Consider the following 17,246-nt stretch of genomic DNA (forward strand, 5'->3'; position numbering starts at 1 on the left):
AGCCAGGCTATGCCTGGTCCCTTTCGATTGAAAACAGGCCGAACACGTACAGCCAAACGGCTGCCGCTGGCTAGTTGCAAGGGCGCAACCTTAGCAACGAAATGACGTTTCAATCGAAGGGATAGTCCCAACCAAATGTAGGACTTTTCCTCGCGAAAGCATTCCCAAGCCAACGCCTGGTCATGCTTTGCAGGCGCAGGCTAGTCGGTGGTACTCGGGCTCCAGAAGGCCTGCACCACCAGGGTCGATGTGGAGATACGCGCCACCAGTGCATCCAGTTCGTCACCATCGACTGACGTGGCGGCAAGGGTGGCCTCGATTTCCACTTCTTCGCTGCCGAATGGGCGTACGTCGACGTCGCTGGCCGGGTAGTTGCAGCGCGCCAACTCGGCTTCCAGCAATACCATCACCGCCTGTTGCTGGCTGCGCCGTGCGATGACATACAGGATGTTGGTGACCTCTGCCGACACCACGTCCAATGGCTGACGGTTGATGTTATTGACGATCGGCCGCAGCAAGGTATTGGCCGCCAGCACAAACAGCGTGCCGAGCAGCGCTTCGAGAATCAGGTCGGCCCCTGCACAAGCTCCCACCGCCGCCGAGGCCCAGAGCGTGGCAGCGGTGTTGAGCCCGCGTACATTACCTTCCTCACGCATGATCACGCCGGCCCCCAGAAAGCCGATGCCCGAGACCACATACGCGACGACCCGCACGGCGCCTTCCGCGCCGCCCAGGCGGTTGGCCATGTCGACGAAAATCGCCGCGCCCACTGCCACCAGCACGTTGGTGCGCAAGCCCGCCGTGCGCTGGCGGTACTGGCGCTCGAAGCCGATCAAGCCACCGAGGATAAACGCCGCGGTGAGGCTGACCAACGTGTCGACCAGGGTGGTGAGGTTGATGTTGTTGATGGCTTGCATAAAAAATCTCCTTGAATGCAGCAGCAAGCTGATTGCACCGTTGGCCCATGTGGGCGCTGGCTTGCCTGCTCCCACATGGGCCAACGGTATTACGGAATAAAGCCGGTTATTGCCAGCCAAACTTACGGATATAGAAGCCCTTCACCGCCTGGGTCAGCGCCATGTACGCCAGCAAAATCAGCGGCAGGAACACAAAGTACAACGACGGCAGCGCCTGCAATTTGAAGTAGTGCGCCAGCGGCCCCATCGGCAGGAAAATCCCCACAGCCATGATCACACCGGTCATCACCATCAACGGCATCGCCGCCCGGCTTTGCAGGAACGGGATTTTCGGGGTGCGGATCATGTGCACGATCAGCGTCTGGGTCAGCAGCCCCACCACGAACCAGCCGGACTGGAACAGGGTCTGGTGATCGGGCGTGTTGGCATCAAACACATACCACATGAGTGCAAACGTGGTGATGTCAAAGATCGAACTGATCGGACCGAAAAACAGCATGAACCGCCCGACTTCACCCGGCTGCCAGCGCTGCGGCTTGGCGAGCATTTCGTCGTCGACGTTATCGAACGGAATCGCGATCTGCGAAATGTCATACAGCAGGTTTTGCACCAGCAGGTGCATCGGCAACATCGGCAGGAACGGGATAAACGCACTGGCCACCAGCACCGAGAAGACATTGCCGAAATTGGAACTGGCGGTCATCTTGATGTACTTGAGCATGTTGGCGAAGGTGCGGCGGCCTTCGAGCACGCCCTCCTCCAGGATCATCAGGCTCTTTTCCAACAGGATGATGTCAGCCGCTTCCTTGGCAATGTCCACGGCGCTGTCCACCGAAATACCGATATCCGCCGTGCGCAATGCCGGCGCGTCGTTGATACCGTCGCCCATAAACCCCACCACATGCCCGTTGGCCTTGAGCAGGCGCACGATGCGCTCCTTGTGGCTGGGTGTCAGCTTGGCGAACACATTGGTGGTTTCCACGGCCTTGGCCAGCTCGGCGTCGGTCATGTCTTCAATATCGTTGCCCATCAGCAAGCCCTGTTGTTCCAGGCCCACTTCGCGGCAGATTTTGGCCGTCACCAGTTCGTTGTCACCGGTCAGCACCTTGACCGCCACGCCGTGGGCTTTCAGGGCCTTGAGTGCCGGCGCGGTGCTCTCCTTGGGTGGGTCGAGAAAGGCGACATAGCCGATCAGCGTCAGGTCTTTTTCATCCGCCAGGCTGTAGGTGTCGCGCCCCGCCGCCATGGGCTGCGCAGCCACCGCCACGACGCGCAGGCCTTCTTCGTTGAAGGCCGCCGTCACCTGGCGAATGCGCGCCAGCAACTCATCGGTCAGCGCTTCGTTGGTCTCACCATGGCGCACGGTGTTGCACACCGACAGAATCTCTTCCACCGCGCCTTTGCAGATCAGCAGGTGTGGCTGGCCCTGCTCGGCCACCACCACCGACATGCGACGCCGGTTGAAGTCGAACGGAATCTCATCGACCTTCTGGAACGCCGTGCCGACTTGCAAGTCGCGATGCACTTCAACGTGTTCGAGCACCGCCACATCCAGCAAGTTTTTCAGGCCGGTCTGGTAGTAGCTGTTGAGGTAGGCCATTTCCAGCACGTCATCAGACTCTTCGCCCCACACGTCCACATGGCGCGCCAGGAAAATCTTGTCCTGGGTCAGGGTGCCGGTCTTGTCGGTGCACAGCACGTCCATGGCGCCGAAGTTCTGGATTGCGTCCAGGCGCTTGACGATGACCTTCTTGCGCGACAGGAACACAGCGCCCTTGGCCAGCGTGGAGGTCACAATCATCGGCAGCATTTCAGGGGTCAGGCCCACGGCAATCGACAGCGCGAACAGCAATGCTTCGGTCCAGTCACCCTTGGTGAAACCGTTGATGAACAGCACCAGCGGCGCCATCACAAACATGAAGCGGATCAGCAACCAGCTGACTTTATTGACGCCATGCTGGAACGAGGTGGTCGCACGGTCAGTGGCGGTCACGCGTTGCGCCAGCGCGCCGAAATAGGTGCTGTTGCCGGTGGCCAGAACAATCGCCGTCGCCGCACCGGACACCACATTGGTGCCCATGAACAGGATGTTTTCCAGGTCCAGCGGGTTACGCGCCTGGCTGTCGTGCTGGTGGACGAACTTCTCCACCGGCATCGATTCGCCGGTCATCGCCGCCTGGCTGACAAACAGGTCCTTGGCACTGAGCACGCGGCAGTCGGCGGGGATCATGTCGCCGGCCGACAGCACGATCAGGTCACCCGGCACCAATTGTTTGATCGGCAGCTCAATGCGCTTGGCCTTATCGCGGCGCAACACCGTCGCGGTATTGCTCACCATGGCTTTCAAGGCGTCGGCAGCCTTGTTCGACTTGGCCTCCTGCCAGAAGCGCAACAGGGTCGACAGCACCACCATGGAGAAAATCACCGTGGCCGCCTTGATGTCGTCCGTCAGCAAGGAGATCAGCGCGAGCAAGGTCAGCAGCAGGTTGAACGGGTTCTTGTAGCACTGCCACAGGTGCACCCGCCACGGCAGCGGCTGCTCATGCTCGACCTCGTTGAGGCCGTACTGCACGCGCAAGGCGTCGGAATCCTGGGTGCTCAATCCCTCGACATGGCTGCCCAATTTGCCCAGCAATTGCACAGCACTGCTGTTGGCCGCCACCACCAGGGTTTGCGCCAGGGTCGGCGGTACTTCGCGGCTGACGTTGGCGTCGGTCACGGTCTCGAGCATCGCCAGGCGGCGGAAATGCCGGGCAATGTGCCGGGTCCGCAGGAAACCGGCGAAGAACTCTTTCAGCAGTGTGAGGTTCATGGTGTAACTCCTGCGCGAGGAAACCTTCGTGCAGGTACGACCGACTGCACTGCGCCCTTTTTAAAGGCACAGTCAGCTTGGCCCGCCGGCCATAAAAGGCAGGCGCGTCCGTAGCCTCCTGATTGCGATCAGGTGCTGGTCAGCGTCGATGAGAGGGGTTGGGGCAGGTGCCAGGACTGGCCGCTGCCGCGATGCCGCTTCTCGCTTTGTTGGCGAGACAACGGCATCAGAAGAATGCGCGTTACCTTGCCAAGTATGTGCCGGTTACCGAAACCGGCCGACTACTGTCACTCGAACAAGTACCCACTTAGGGTCTCCGCTATTGATGAAAACGCGCGGAGTTTACGCCCCGACTCCGGGGGAGTAAACCGTAGGAAAGTTTACCAACAGGGAATAGGTGGATTCTTCAGGGTGGGTTCAGGAAAGCATTCGGCGTCACAACAGTGAACTGAGAAAGCCTATGGCAACGAATGAATAGAAGGCGCCGCAAATCAGGCCGAATGATTTACGCGTCCGCGTGAAAAACGGTTCCGCCGAATGGGCGGAAAATACCAGGGCGTAGGTACAAAAAATCAGAAACCCCAACAGCGCACAGCCCGCCACCAGCACAAAACTGGTCCAGGCCGGCGCATTGGCGCTAAGCCCGACGGTAGTCACGGTGAACCAGGTCAAGGCCGCCTTGGGGTTGGTCAAGTGAATGCCCAGCCCCTGCAAATAGAACCCCAGGTTTCGGGTCTGTTTTTCCCGCACCCGTGCCACCATGGTGGCGTTGTGGGCCAGTGCGCCACGGATGGACTTCCAGGCGAGGAAGAACAAGTAGCACGCACCCAGTATCTTCAGCCACAGCAGGATCTGGGTGTTGGACATCAACAATGCCGAGACACCGGCAGCGGTCATCGCACCCCAGCACAGCGACCCGGAAATAACCCCGGCCGCCAAGGCCAGGCCTGGCGTACGCCCGTAATTGAGGGAGGTATTGGCGATCGCCAGATTGCCAGGCCCAGGGCTGGCGGTGCCGATCACGTAGACGCCCAGTGCCGCCACGAAACTCGAAAACTCGAACATAGATGCTCTCTTACCCGTCGCGCCAACGCGCAGTGAACACTTCAAGCCACAAGCGGCTTGAAGTGACTTGCCCAAAAACTACTTGAAACAACGATGATCCGGCTCTTGGACACGAATCTGCTCCATCCAGGGTTTGAGTTCCGATTGTTTGTACAACCGCTCCCCCCAGTTCTCCGGCGAGACCGGCAACGGTCGCCCCACCAGGATGTAGTCGGTCAGCAGATGAATAAACTGCTGCAAGCAATAGGCCCCGACATGCAGGCGCAGGGACGACGCCGTCTCGGCGGGCGCTACATTGAAGCGCGCAACATTGATGATCTGGCCACTGTCGACCGACGGCGCAAGGTGGTGGCACGTCGAGCCGTAGGTTTCATCGTTGTAGTAAATTGCGTAATGCTGACTGCCCAGCCCGCGATACTTGGGCGGCGCCGGGTGCAGATTGATCGCACCCTTGCGCGCATTTTTATAAATGCTCTCTGGGAAGATGAAATCGCCACGGTAGGAAATGATCCAGTCGCCTTCCCAATTATCCAGGTGATAAGGGTAAGGATCACCCGGGTCCCAACAAAACACCTCAAGGTTGGAGAACACGGTCTTGGCGAATTCCACCCCATGATCGCACCAGTCCATGGTGCACACCGACAGCAGGACTTTGTCCTTGCACGGCTCGATTGTCTGCATCTTCACTGCTCCATTTCTACGTAATTTGGGTGAACGCGCGATACATCGCCTGACGGCTAATGAGCCACGGCCCGCACCACCGCACTGAACCGTTCAACCATTTGCGCCAGCTCGTCTTCACGGGTGATAAATGGCGGTGCAAACAGCACATGATTGCCTTGTATGCCCTGCACGGTGCCACTGCCCGGGTAGATCAGCAGGCCGCGTGCCAAGGCCTCTTGCTTGAGCGCTGCCGCATACGCACCACCGCCCTTGAACGGCGCCTTGGTGGCGCGGTCTTGCACAAATTCAACCCCGACAAACAGTCCTCGCCCACGCACATCGCCAACGGTATCCAGGTCACTCAGGCTTTCCTTGAGCCAGCTGCGCAGCTGCTCGCCGCGCTGGCGCACCCGGGCCAACAGTTCGTCTTCAACGATGATCTGCTGCACCTCCAGGGCGATGGCACAGGCCAGTGGATGGTTGACATGGGTTTGGCCGTTGCCCAATACGCCTGAGCCCCGCGCCATCACCGAATGCACCTGTTCACTGATGAGCAGCGCTGAAATCGGCATGTAACCGGCCGCCAGGCCTTTGCCCACGGCGACCATGTCCGGCACGATGCCGTCGTCGGCATAAGCGAACAGCTGGCCGGTGCGCCCCATCCCGGCCATCACCTCATCGAGAATCAACAGCACATCGTGACGCTCGCAGACCGCCTTGATTTTGCGAAAGTAACCCGGCACCGGGGGAACAGCGCCGCTGGTCGAACCCACCACGGTTTCGGCGAAAAACGCCGCGACATTTTCGCTGCCCAAGGCGCGGATTTTCTGGTCCAGTTCTTCGGCCAGGCGGGTCGCGTACTGCTCTTCCGTTTCGTCGTGCCGCTGATCACGGTAGGCGTAACACGGCGACACGAACTCGGCCGCCGGGAACAACTGGCCAAACACCGACTGACGCTGCGGGTTACCGGAAATGCTCAGGGTGCCCAGGGTGCTGCCGTGATAGCTCTGGCGCCGGGAAATAAACACCGACTTATCCGGCAGCCCGCGCTCGCACTGGTACTGGTAGGCGATTTTCATCGCCAACTCCATCACCTCCGAGCCTCCCGACAAAAACTGCGCCCGCGCCAGGCCGCCGCTGCCTGCCACCAGGTGTTCAGCCAGTTCCTCCGCTGCCGCCGTGGTGAAACTGCCGGCATGGGCCCAGGCGAGTTTTTTCGCCTCCCGCTCGAACGCCGCAACGATGCGCGGGTGGCCATGGCCCAGGCTCGACACCGCGACACCCCCACAGGTGTCGAGGTAGCGTTTACCCACCGCATCCTCCAGCCAGCACCCGGCGCCACCCACCGCAAGAATCGGTGAGGTATTGAGGTTTTTGTAAATCACCTTTGACATGGACACAGATCCTTAGGCCGATGGCGTTACGGTTGATTGACGGCGTGATCCCACGCGGACGGCGCCTGGTGGAAGCGACGGCCAAACCGTGAGGAATGCAGCACCGAGCGCGTCAACCCGACGGGCAGGAGTACAACCATGAACACGATAAACGCGAGAAATCTCAGCATGGAAAAAGCTCCGGAAAGTTAGGGGTCACGATCAGTCCAGCGGGATTTCGTTGCGCCAGTCGACGCTTTCAACAAAGGCAGGCTGGCCCGGCCGCTCCAGTACGTAACGGCCGAGTACCAGAACGTCCATTTCCGTGCGCATAAAGCAGGCATACGCTTCCTCCGGCTTGCACACGATGGGCTCGCCACGCACGTTGAACGAGGTATTGACCAGTACCGAACACCCGGTGCGCTGCTTGAAACTGCGCAGCAGGTAGGTGAACGGCGCGTTGTTTTCCTCGGTCACGGTTTGCACCCGCGCCGAGAGGTCGACATGGGTCACTGCCGGCAATTGCGAACGAATATTGTTGATGCTGCCCAAGCCACGCTCCGGGCCACCCTCTTGCAGCGATTGCGGGGTTTTGATGGCGTCCGACACGGGCGCGACCATCAACATGTAGGGGCTTTTTTCACAGATATCGAAATAATTCCCGGCGTCCTCGGCCAGTACTGCCGGCGCAAACGGGCGGAACGACTCGCGATACTTGATCTTCAGGTTCATCGTGCGTTGCATCTGCGGGTTGCGCGCATCGCCGAGAATCGAGCGCGCGCCCAGGGCCCGGGGGCCAAACTCCATACGGCCCTGGAACCAGCCCACCACAGCGCCATCGGCCAGTCGGCTGGCGACCTGGTCATACAGGCCGCTGTCGTCATAGCGAATGAAGGGGTATTGGTTTTCCAGCAGGAATGCGGCGATTTCTTCATCGCCGAAGCCCGGCCCCAACAGGCTGCCGCTCATGGCGTCTGACTTGCTGCTGGCCAGGTGCGGGCGGCCGCAGCGCTTGACCGCATGATCCATCGCGGCACCCAAGGCGCAACCGGCATCCCCGGCTGCCGGTTGGATCCAGATCGAGTCAAAACGCCCGGAGCGACTGAGCACGCCATTGGCCACGCAGTTCAATGCGACCCCGCCGGCCAGGCACAGATTGCGCTGGCCGGTCTGCTTGACGGCGGCCGTCGCCAGCCCCAGGACTACCTCTTCGGTGACTTTTTGAATCGACGCCGCGAGGTCGCATTCACGCTGCGATATCGGGCTTTCGGGTTGGCGGATCGGCCCTTCGAAAAGCGCTTCGAAGGCCTCCCCGACCATGCGTTCACCACGCAGGTACTCGAAGTACTTCATGTTCAAGGTGAACGAACCGTCGGGGCGGATATTGATCAGTTCATCGCGAATCTTGTCGGCATAGATGGGTTGACCATACGGCGCCAACCCCATCAATTTGTACTCCCCCGAATCGACCTTGAAACCACAGTAATAGGTCATCGCCGAATACAGCAGGCCCAGGGAATGCGGGTAGGAAATCGAGTTTTTCAGCTCAAGGCTGGAGCCCTGGCCTTGCCAGATGGTCGTCGAATGCCATTCGCCAATGCCGTCGATGCACAGCACTGCGGCGTTCTCGAACGGTGAGGGATAAAACGCAGCGGCCGCGTGAGAACGGTGGTGCCGGGACGCCTGGGTGCGCGGCGCCTTGCCCCGCCCCAGCGCCTCGAGCTGCTCATCGACGAACTTGAGCACGTTCCACTTCCAACGAATCCATTCCGGCATCGCATTGATAAACGTGCGGGCACCGCCGATGCCGCCACTGGCGAAGGAGGACATCACCCGGGAGAATTTCTCCTGAGGGTCTTCGTAATAGACCACAGCCTCCAGGTCATCCAGGGTAATCCCCTCGGCGTCCAGGCAGTACGCAATCGCCTGGGCCGGGAATGCCGGATCGTGACGCACACGGGTGAAGCGCTCTTCCTGAGCTGCAGCAACGGGCACACCGTCCTTGACCAAGGCGGCAGCACTGTCGTGATAGAAGGCAGATATCCCTAAAACATACATAGCCATTTAAGTGTGCATCCTCATCACATCATGCCAATCCATGGAGTTGCTTGTGCCCACCGAGCGGTGAGCGGCACAGCAACTTTCTAGGCGTTTCAAAACCATCCTTGAGCGAATGGCAGACTTTTTATGACCGGTATCAACGACACCACCAGCACCAGGCTCATGGCGATATTGAAGACCTTCAAATGCCGCGGCCGCGTCAAGAAGCGCCGCAGGTACTGCCCAAAAAAAACCCACACCATCGAGCACGGTGTGCCGAACAAAAAGAACAACAGTGCAATCAAAAAAACCTGCAGGGTGTAGCCGCCCAGGGGCGACGTGTAAGCCAACACCGCGCCCACCGCCATGACCCAGGCTTTCGGATTGACCCACTGAAACAACGCCGCGCCAGTGAACCCCAAAGGCTTGCCGGACTTGTCAGCCAGGTCGGCGGTGGGCGAGCGGGCGATCTGATACGCCAGAAACAGCAGGTACACCGCCCCGATCACTTGCAACCCATCATGCAGGCTTGGGTACTGCCGAAAAATCGCGCCGGCGCCCAGGCCGACCGCCACCACCATCAACGGAAAGCCGATGTTGATCCCGGCCACGTGGCGCAGGGTTCGGCCCATTCCGAAGTTGGCGCCCGAGGACATCAACATCACGTTGTTCGGCCCCGGCGTGACGCAGGTGGCGATCACGAACAATGCAACCGCGTAGTAATCCAGAATCTGCATCACTGCCCCCTTATCAACGGTAGTCTTCCAGCGTGCCGCGCCGACGGATATCAACGGACACACAATGGAACCCACCGCTCAAACTGCGGGCATGCCGCATCTTCAACGGCGCCACATCGATGCCATGGCGTTCCAGCGCACGAATCAACGGGACTTGCTGGTCGTTGATCACCGCCAACGACGGGTTGACCATGATGAAGTTCATGCCCTGCCAAATGGATGCGCGTGGGTAGGACCAGCAATAACCGGTGTCTACCATGTCGGGCGCCCAGATAATGTCCCAGTGCTTGAACACTTCCGGCACTTGGTCCTTGGCGATACGCTCAGGGTTCAACACCACCAACCCGGGGCGTACCAGCGTGATCGTGGTGTCCAGGTGCGTACCGTCGTAGAACCCACTGAGGGCGTGCACCCGGTATTGATCACCGAGCACTCGCTTGAGCCATTCGTAGCCCAGCCGATTGCCACTGCGCGACTCCAGGTAAAGAATGTCGCGCCCCATACGCAGCACGTTGGCCGCATCGAAGATAGGTTCCTCATTGGCAATGATCGAGCCTTCACGCGGGTTGACCCGGTAGGTGTTGTCACCCAGTTGCGGCTTGGGGGCCGAGATCCAGTTGGCGCCGCTGGCGAAATACGCTTGCAGGTGTTCACGGTAGGCGAAAGGTTCGAAGTAGCGGCTGCGCAAGGCCATCGGCGCTTCAATGATGGTCTTGCCGACCGGCAGCAGGACATCCCGAGGGCAGTAATTGTATTCACCGTCGGTCTTCCAGTCGGACGTCCCGAAGACCTCGGCGTGGTAGGACTTCTTGGGGCGGCGTACGGTAACGCCATGCCCCACCAGAAACGCCGCGAACGCGTCGAGGTCTTCTTCGGCCTCTGCAACGACCTGCTCGGGATAGGGGCCCGACGGAATCTCATGCATGGCGTCGTGATGTTCGCTGTAATCAAGGGCGAACAGGCCTTTGTCCGGCCGAGGCACGCGCGCGCCATGGGCAATACCCACGATCATTTCCTCGAGGGGGTCCCATTCGTTATGCACTTCTACCAAAGACATAGTTGCTCCTCGTGGCGTTACTGATCGGTCACGTGCGTCAACACTTCCCGAGTGATCGGCAGGTGATGGAGATAGTCATTTGAAGCCGTTGCCCGCTCCGTACGCGGTAAAACGCGCCCCACCGATGACAGGCCCAGCCGACTCAATATCGAGTCCCACTTGCTCGGCATCGGCGCCAGTGATTCATAGCCCACGCGTACGCGCTGCCATTGCTCGGCGACGGCTTCTGCCGTTGCCAACGGGCGCATGTAAGCGTCAATCGCATCGGCAGCCCAGGCTGAGTGCCCGGTGGAAACGTTGTCGATGGTGTTATGCAGATCAACGAACGCGGTGCTGAAACCGTAGTGCCGCAGAAAACGTCGCGCAGAGCGATAAGTACCGCCCACGCCGGATAACTCCATCGCCAGGTTCATGCCGAGAATTTCCGGCATAAAGGTCACCGGCAGTTTCCCCAGGCACAGCCAATACACCGGCAAGCGGAAGGACGCCTCGTCCAGGCGCGGGTCTTCGGCAAATTCACGGCTGCCGGTTGGCGCGAGCTCGAAATCCATCTCGCGCAAGCCATCGCGGTAGATCTTCGGATGATTGAGCGCAGCGACGCCGTTGCCCAGCTCATCCCAATACGTCTGAAACAAGCTGTAGCCGACATGGGAAGACGCCAACCCGACATCGGTAAAACCTTGCAGCCAGGCACCGTCGATCAGCGTCAAGGGCGCCAGTTGCAGGGTTGAATCAATGATTTCTTCACGGCTCGGCATTTGCGCCGGGTCGCTGTTATCGAACTGCTGGCCGTGCTGGTCATGCTTATCGAGCAACCAGGCGCGCAGCACCTGGGTGCCCCACTGCTCGGGCAGTTGGCGCCCGGAGGTTTTCAGCGACCGTTGCGAACGCGCCAGCCAACGGGACACATAGGCGTGAGCGAATTGCAGCGTGGAGGCCTCCAGCGCCCGCCCCTGCAAGACAAAATACGCTTCGCGCAAACTCTGGGGCCAATGGCCAACACTGACCTCGGCGCCCACGGTTTGGCGGGCTTCAATGGCCACGTTATCGATCGGTTGTCGAGGCAGCTGCTGACTGCCGGCGAGCTGGGGCAAGGCGTCGATCCATTGGCGAATCACGCTCAAATCCGCCTCACTGAAGATGCGGAACATGCGGCCCGTCGGCGCCACCAGGCTGGTCACCAACAGGCTTTTTTTCGCGTTGCCGGGAACGATCAAGCGGCTGCGGGAAAGCACATCCAGCAAGGGCGCAGGGTCGGTCTGTGCCTCCCCAAGCCAGAGCGCCAGGCTACGGCCTTCGATCAGGTAGTTCTGGTGATACACCGCGCCGACCCTGGCCAGGCGCTGCACCAACTGCATCATCGCCTGCTGCGGGCAAGTGGCCGCCAACGACGCGTTGTACAGTCGAGCATTCCAGCGCTGTAACGCGCCAAACACCCAGCTGGCCCCACGCATCAACCGCGCCTGCCGTTCCTCACTTTGCAAGGCAACCTGGCGCGCAACCCACTGGCTGATCTGGCGCAGCGATGCCGGCTCCATGCCAGGGAATGACTCACTCAGGTCCAGGCGCCGCACCTCCAGCGCCACACCGTCGAGTTGCCCCATTGCGGCCCAACCGGGGCATAACCCCACTGCCCGCAACACCCAGTCGATACCGCACAGTTCATCACCAAATTCATCACTGCGACGGCTCAGCGCCAACAGTAATGCGGGCAATTCAAACGCGTCGTCACTGAGGTCCGGCAACGTCGACAGTTGCTCAGGCGCCAGGGCATAAGCCGTCAGTTGCAACTGGCCCAGCAGCGCTTTGAAATGATGGGCCCGTGACGCATTCGGGTAACCGACGCCCACGTCATGGGCAAACAATTGCATGATTCGTAGCTGTGCCGGGTCTTCGAAAACCCCAGGCGCACTCATGCCCTGAAGCCAGCAGCCGAGCACCGAGGCCATCGGCGCCGAGTAAATGGCCAGCGCCTGGGCAAAGGCGTGGGTGTTGTTGCGTTCAGCGGCTGCTGCCGCAGCGCTGGCGTATGCCGTTGCCTGAGACACTTGCCACTGGTCGATCCGAGGCGACAGCAGCGACAGCGGCGTTGGCTCACCGCTGCCCAACATACGGTTGAGGTACGCAGCCTCCAGAAAACATTCAGGGTTGAGCGCCAGGCGATACAACTCGCGCCACCTGCCCTCTTCCATCATGCGTGTTGAAACCGAGCCATCCATAGCCAATACCTTGTCCAATCAAACGTCAGAACATTGGATAAATAGAGGAGTCGGGTTTTTTCTTCTTCTTTCCAAACAGGCGCTGAAAAAACTTTTTGATGGATTTCATGAGCAAGTCCTTTTACCGAGTGACATCAAGAATAAGTTTCGAAACCAGGTCATTGCCGAAGTCGGTGAAGTGAATACGGTCAACAAACTGCCAGTCGTCCGGGCCCAGGGCCTCTGCCAGCAAAGGCGTGATATCGACAAAGCCGACCCCCATGCTCTGTGCCCCGGCCCGGAGCCGCTGGGCGTAGGCTTCACGCACTGAGGTTTGCAGGATGTCGCCGTACACGTCGGTAAAGTTTCCTGCCTGGTCCAGTTCGGCGAACAATTGCCGTTCCTCAGGGCTACCGGTTTCCCGTACCCAACCGGCCAGGGGTTGCAGGATGAACGTCAACTTCGCGCCCATATCAGCGGCCAGGGCACGCCAGATATCCAGGTGCTGCAAGGTCAGGTTGGCGGCGTAGTCAATCTGTTCCTGCATCGACTGCGGCGCCGGGCGCTCAGGCTCCTGGGCCTTGCCGAACAGATTCGACAGGCTCCACGAAGTGGACGCCGGCTCCGCTGGGGCCAATGCGTCGAAAAACTGATGGCAATTGAAGAACGCTCCATACTCGCCGCGATAATTTTCGGGCTGCCGAGCCAGGCCGAGGTTATTGAAACCGGAAAACAGCACGATCTCGTCCACCTTCGGCAAACGGTGCTTATTAAGGGTGAACAGCATCAATTCTTGAGTGGAGTTGAAACTGCGACCGCCAAAATTGAGCCAGTGCTGGCCACGGGGGTCGTTTTGAGTGAGGCGCGACGCCAGTGTCTGGCTGTCAGCACTGGCGCCAATACCGAATACGGTCGAGCTGCCCGCCAACAACCGTACCGGGCCACTGCTTTGGCCGCCGTCGGCCACCGAGTAGCGCGTGGTCAACGACTCCGAGTAGCGAAAACCTGCCGAATCGGTATTGACCACGAAGGAGCGATGGTCAGTCGGGTGAAAGTACATCAAATAAGGTAACCAACGAACCTCGCCACCATCGGTGAACTTCTGTTCATATTCGGCCATTTGCGGTGTGAGCGTCATCCTTGCCGTCATTGCGCGTGGTCCTCTCGCTATTCGCTGGGCAGATTCAGGTATCTGTATTTGTCATGCCGGGCATGTCTTGAAATTTGACCGTGCCAGGTGTTGCCTTGCCATTTTGCGACTACCCTGTCCAAGGCCCTGTGCACCGTTACGGGGCTCATCATCCCAAGACGACGATGTGTATTGCAGATACAGAAACATCTAATCTTTTAAATACAGATTGGCTTTTTTGTAAGAAAATTCTTCAAAAAAAGGCACCTCTGTACCTTCTTAAGTAACAGATGAGCAGCTACAGTCAGACCATGACTCTTTATCTGAACCTCGCCGAATTTATCAGCAGCCGCATCGAGCAGGGCCTTTATGGCCCCGGCGAGCGCCTGCCCTCTGTGCGCACGCTCAGCCATGAGCACGGCGTCAGCCTGACGACCGTGCAACAGGCCTACCGTGTATTGGAATGTTCGGGGCTTGCGATACCACGCCCCAAGTCGGGCTACTTCGTGCCGGCCAACCGACGCATCGCGCCATTGCCACAAATGGGCCGGCCGATCCTGCGCCCGGTGGACATTTCCCAATGGGATATGGTCCAGGAGCTGATGCGCTTCGATGAGAACGCCGATATTGTTCAATTGGGATGTGGCATGCCGGACATCACCGCGCCCACGCTCAAGCCACTGCTGACGGCAATGGCACGCATCAGCCGGCGCAGTGATAACGCCAGCCTGCAGTACAACCGTATTCAGGGTGTATTGGCCTTGCGCGAGCAGATCGCCAGGCTGTCGATTGATTCGGGCTGCCGCCTGAACCCTGCCGATATCGTCGTCACCAGCGGTTGCCAGGAAGCCCTCTCCACCGCCATACGCGCGATTTGCTCGCCCGGCGACATTGTCGCCATTGCCTCGCCGAGCTATCACGGGATGATGCAGATCCTCAAGGCGGCCGACCTCAAGGCCCTGGAGATCCCCACGGACCCTGTAACGGGTATCAACCTGGAAGCCCTGGAAATGGCCATGGAGCAATGGCCGATCAAGGTTATCCAGTTGACCGCCAACTGTAATAACCCGTTGGGCTACATCATGCCTGACGAGCGCAAACTCAAACTGATACGCATGGCCCAGCGCTTCGACGTCCCGATCATAGAAGACGATATCTACGGTGACCTGTCGCACCGCTATCCGCGGCCGCGCTCACTCAAGTCCTTTGACGAGGACAATCGGGTGCTGCTGTGCAGTTCATTTTCCAAGACAGTGGCACCTGGCTTGCGGGTTGGCTGGATCGCACCAGGGCGCTATCTGCCACAGGTGCTGCACATGAAATACATTGGCTCCGGCGCGACGGCCACCCAGCCGCAGCTGGCGGTTGCCGAATTCATCGCCAAGGGCAATTACCTCCTGCACCTGCGTCGAATGCGCAAACAATACAAGCGCAATGGCGACCTGATGAGCGAGTGGGTCAACCGCTATTTCCCGGCGGGCACCCGCGTCAGCCAACCCCAGGGGGGCTTTACGCTCTGGGTCGAACTGCCCGAAGAGTTCGACATCTATACCCTCAACCAGCTGCTCGAAGCCCAGGACATACAAGTGGCGAACGGCAATATGTTCTCGGCAGCGGGAAAATACCGAAACTGCATCCGCCTGAACTTCGCCAATGCACCGACGCGCAAAGTCGAGATGGCGGTACTCAAGGTCGGGCAAACCATCAGCCAACTGAAGCAACTGGAAACGCACGGCGGCCAGGCCCGCCAGGATGGCCCAACCGTTTGAGGTGGTACCCAACGGGCTGGTTGCACTGGCGCTGTTACGGCGAGCCTGGTCGATCCCGACCGACTCGCTGCAGGTACTCATCCACCTGCCCGCCTGTCAGCGCCTTGATTTGAATCGACACGCTATTGACCTGTCGCCCCATCGTAATCCCTTCACGACGTCGTACCTGCACATACCCAAGCCTGGGCCAAAAGCGCTCGGCCTTGTGATTGCCGATGACAACGGTCAACCGCAACCACTGGGCACCTTTGCCCATAGCCCACGCCTCAAGATCCGCATGCAACTGCCGCGCAAGCCCGGTGCCATGCAAGCGCGTATGCACCAGCAGCAGCCCGATATGCCACACACCGGCAGCCAACAGGTCGGCGGCAATGTTCACTGCCGCGACCAATTGATCATCAGCATCGCGGTAACCCAACCAGTACATCCGGCTGCAGCGCCAGCCTGCGGGCAAATGACCCTGCAACTCTTCGTGCGCTTCAGTCGGCAAAGCGGGCTCGCCGTTGACGGCGATGAAATAATCCGGCGCCTGCTCAAAAAACCGCTGCAGTTCAGCCGCATCGCTGACCTGCAGTTCAACCACTCGAATACCCTCGACGGAGCAATCCGGCAACGGCGGTGAATCAACGTCCATGTTCAACTCCGTTCAGTCGTCCCGCGTCAGCACTTCCAATAACTCAATCTCAAAGCGCAAATTGCTGTTGGGCTTGATATGCGCGCCCATCGAGCGTTCGCCATAGGCCAGGTGCGCGGGCACACACAACGTGCGCACACCGCCGACCTGCATGCCCATCAAGCCTTGGTCCCAACCCTTTATCACGCGCCCGGTGCCGATCACACACTGGAACGGCTTGCCGCGTTCCCAGGACGAATCGAACACTGTGCCGTCCTCCAAAGTGCCGGTGTATTGGGTGGTAATCAGCGCACCTTTGACCACGGCTTTGCCGTCGCCCACGCGGATATCAGTGATCTGGAGTTCGTCGTGACTCATGGGGAGCTCATTGAAGGTGTAAAGGCTGGGGTTTTCCCAGAAACGGGTGGGTTTGGCAAGTGTAGGAACAGTCTGATCAACAGGAATATACCTACGACAAGGGAGCATAGATGGTAGCCATGAGCCCACCCTGCTTATCTGGGAAACCCCCCAATGGAAAAACAGCACCACCCGGTAAAACGCTAGGCACCGTTTTTGCAAAATGGAAAATGTTTGCAGAGCGAATGACTCTAACAGTCTCTGAGCATTATGGTTCTGAGGGCTGGGAACGCATGTGGATGTCCATAGTAAAAAAATACGAAGGTATTTCATTTCGTGATTTGGTGAAGATGCCAACCATAGCGGCCTGGTGCCAAAGTGATCCTGGTAATGTTGGCGGGATGGGTATGACTTCCCAGGAATCTGCTGTTTTCTACTCCATTGGAATTGGTGACGGCAGTTGGGGAGCATTCTATGACGTGTGTTAGCTTTACCCTTTACGCACGGCAATATTTG

General features: G+C 59.3%; 15 protein-coding genes. 2 read left to right on the plus strand and 13 right to left on the minus strand.

Annotated features, from left to right (window positions below; translation table 11 throughout):
* Nucleotides 1-200: 200 nt before the first annotated feature.
* The 11 genes from ACLBW8_RS22600 to ACLBW8_RS22650 form a co-directional block, all read right to left on the minus strand.
* Nucleotides 201-917, minus strand: a complete 717-nt coding sequence (locus ACLBW8_RS22600; protein WP_053255480.1) for an MgtC/SapB family protein — start codon at nucleotides 915-917, stop codon at nucleotides 201-203.
* A gap of 106 nt (nucleotides 918-1,023) precedes the next feature.
* On the minus strand, nucleotides 1,024-3,729 hold the full coding sequence (gene mgtA, locus ACLBW8_RS22605) for a magnesium-translocating P-type ATPase (RefSeq protein WP_262667527.1): 2,706 nt from the start codon (nucleotides 3,727-3,729) through the stop codon (nucleotides 1,024-1,026).
* 435 nt (nucleotides 3,730-4,164) lie between these two features.
* Nucleotides 4,165-4,794 carry a LysE family translocator gene (locus tag ACLBW8_RS22610; RefSeq protein ID WP_447806348.1) on the minus strand — a complete coding sequence of 210 codons (630 nt, stop codon included), beginning with the start codon at nucleotides 4,792-4,794 and terminating at the stop codon, nucleotides 4,165-4,167.
* Between the two features lie 78 nt (nucleotides 4,795-4,872).
* Complete coding sequence (locus ACLBW8_RS22615) at nucleotides 4,873-5,475, minus strand: formyltransferase family protein (protein WP_447806349.1); 603 nt, start codon at nucleotides 5,473-5,475, stop codon at nucleotides 4,873-4,875.
* 56 nt (nucleotides 5,476-5,531) lie between these two features.
* A complete protein-coding gene (locus tag ACLBW8_RS22620; protein WP_447806350.1) occupies nucleotides 5,532-6,851 on the minus strand; it encodes an aspartate aminotransferase family protein in 1,320 nt (439 codons plus the stop codon).
* Nucleotides 6,852-6,877: 26 nt separating this feature from the next.
* Entirely contained in the window at nucleotides 6,878-7,021 is a 144-nt protein-coding gene (locus tag ACLBW8_RS22625; RefSeq protein WP_167353688.1) for a hypothetical protein, read from the minus strand.
* 31 nt (nucleotides 7,022-7,052) lie between these two features.
* Nucleotides 7,053-8,894 carry a carbamoyltransferase family protein gene (locus ACLBW8_RS22630; RefSeq protein WP_064451797.1) on the minus strand — a complete coding sequence of 614 codons (1,842 nt, stop codon included), beginning with the start codon at nucleotides 8,892-8,894 and terminating at the stop codon, nucleotides 7,053-7,055.
* 89 nt (nucleotides 8,895-8,983) lie between these two features.
* A complete protein-coding gene (locus ACLBW8_RS22635; protein WP_064451796.1) occupies nucleotides 8,984-9,607 on the minus strand; it encodes a LysE family translocator in 624 nt (207 codons plus the stop codon).
* Between the two features lie 13 nt (nucleotides 9,608-9,620).
* The gene (locus tag ACLBW8_RS22640) at nucleotides 9,621-10,664 is read right to left on the minus strand and encodes an inosamine-phosphate amidinotransferase 1 (protein ID WP_447806351.1); all 1,044 of its coding nucleotides are present in this window, start codon (nucleotides 10,662-10,664) and stop codon (nucleotides 9,621-9,623) included.
* 17 nt (nucleotides 10,665-10,681) lie between these two features.
* Complete coding sequence (locus ACLBW8_RS22645) at nucleotides 10,682-12,883, minus strand: iron-containing redox enzyme family protein (RefSeq protein ID WP_447806352.1); 2,202 nt, start codon at nucleotides 12,881-12,883, stop codon at nucleotides 10,682-10,684.
* A gap of 121 nt (nucleotides 12,884-13,004) precedes the next feature.
* On the minus strand, nucleotides 13,005-14,012 hold the full coding sequence (locus ACLBW8_RS22650) for an SGNH/GDSL hydrolase family protein (protein ID WP_447806353.1): 1,008 nt from the start codon (nucleotides 14,010-14,012) through the stop codon (nucleotides 13,005-13,007).
* Nucleotides 14,013-14,302: 290 nt separating this feature from the next.
* Here ACLBW8_RS22650 and ACLBW8_RS22655 point away from each other — a divergent pair, with 290 nt between their 5' ends.
* A complete protein-coding gene (locus ACLBW8_RS22655) occupies nucleotides 14,303-15,760 on the plus strand; it encodes an aminotransferase-like domain-containing protein (RefSeq protein WP_064454906.1) in 1,458 nt (485 codons plus the stop codon).
* Between the two features lie 34 nt (nucleotides 15,761-15,794).
* Here ACLBW8_RS22655 and ACLBW8_RS22660 read toward each other — a convergent pair whose 3' ends face one another.
* Nucleotides 15,795-16,394 (minus strand): GNAT family N-acetyltransferase, encoded by a 600-nt coding sequence (locus ACLBW8_RS22660; RefSeq protein WP_262667524.1) that lies wholly within the window; start codon nucleotides 16,392-16,394, stop codon nucleotides 15,795-15,797.
* A 12-nt stretch (nucleotides 16,395-16,406) separates the two neighbouring features.
* A complete protein-coding gene (locus ACLBW8_RS22665) occupies nucleotides 16,407-16,751 on the minus strand; it encodes an FKBP-type peptidyl-prolyl cis-trans isomerase (protein ID WP_262667523.1) in 345 nt (114 codons plus the stop codon).
* Between the two features lie 119 nt (nucleotides 16,752-16,870).
* Here ACLBW8_RS22665 and ACLBW8_RS22670 point away from each other — a divergent pair, with 119 nt between their 5' ends.
* Nucleotides 16,871-17,218, plus strand: coding sequence for a hypothetical protein (locus tag ACLBW8_RS22670; protein ID WP_447806354.1), 348 nt, complete (start codon nucleotides 16,871-16,873; stop codon nucleotides 17,216-17,218).
* The last annotated feature ends 28 nt before the right edge of the window (nucleotides 17,219-17,246 follow it).

It is taken from the genome of Pseudomonas sp. M5A4_2d (assembly GCF_053345295.1).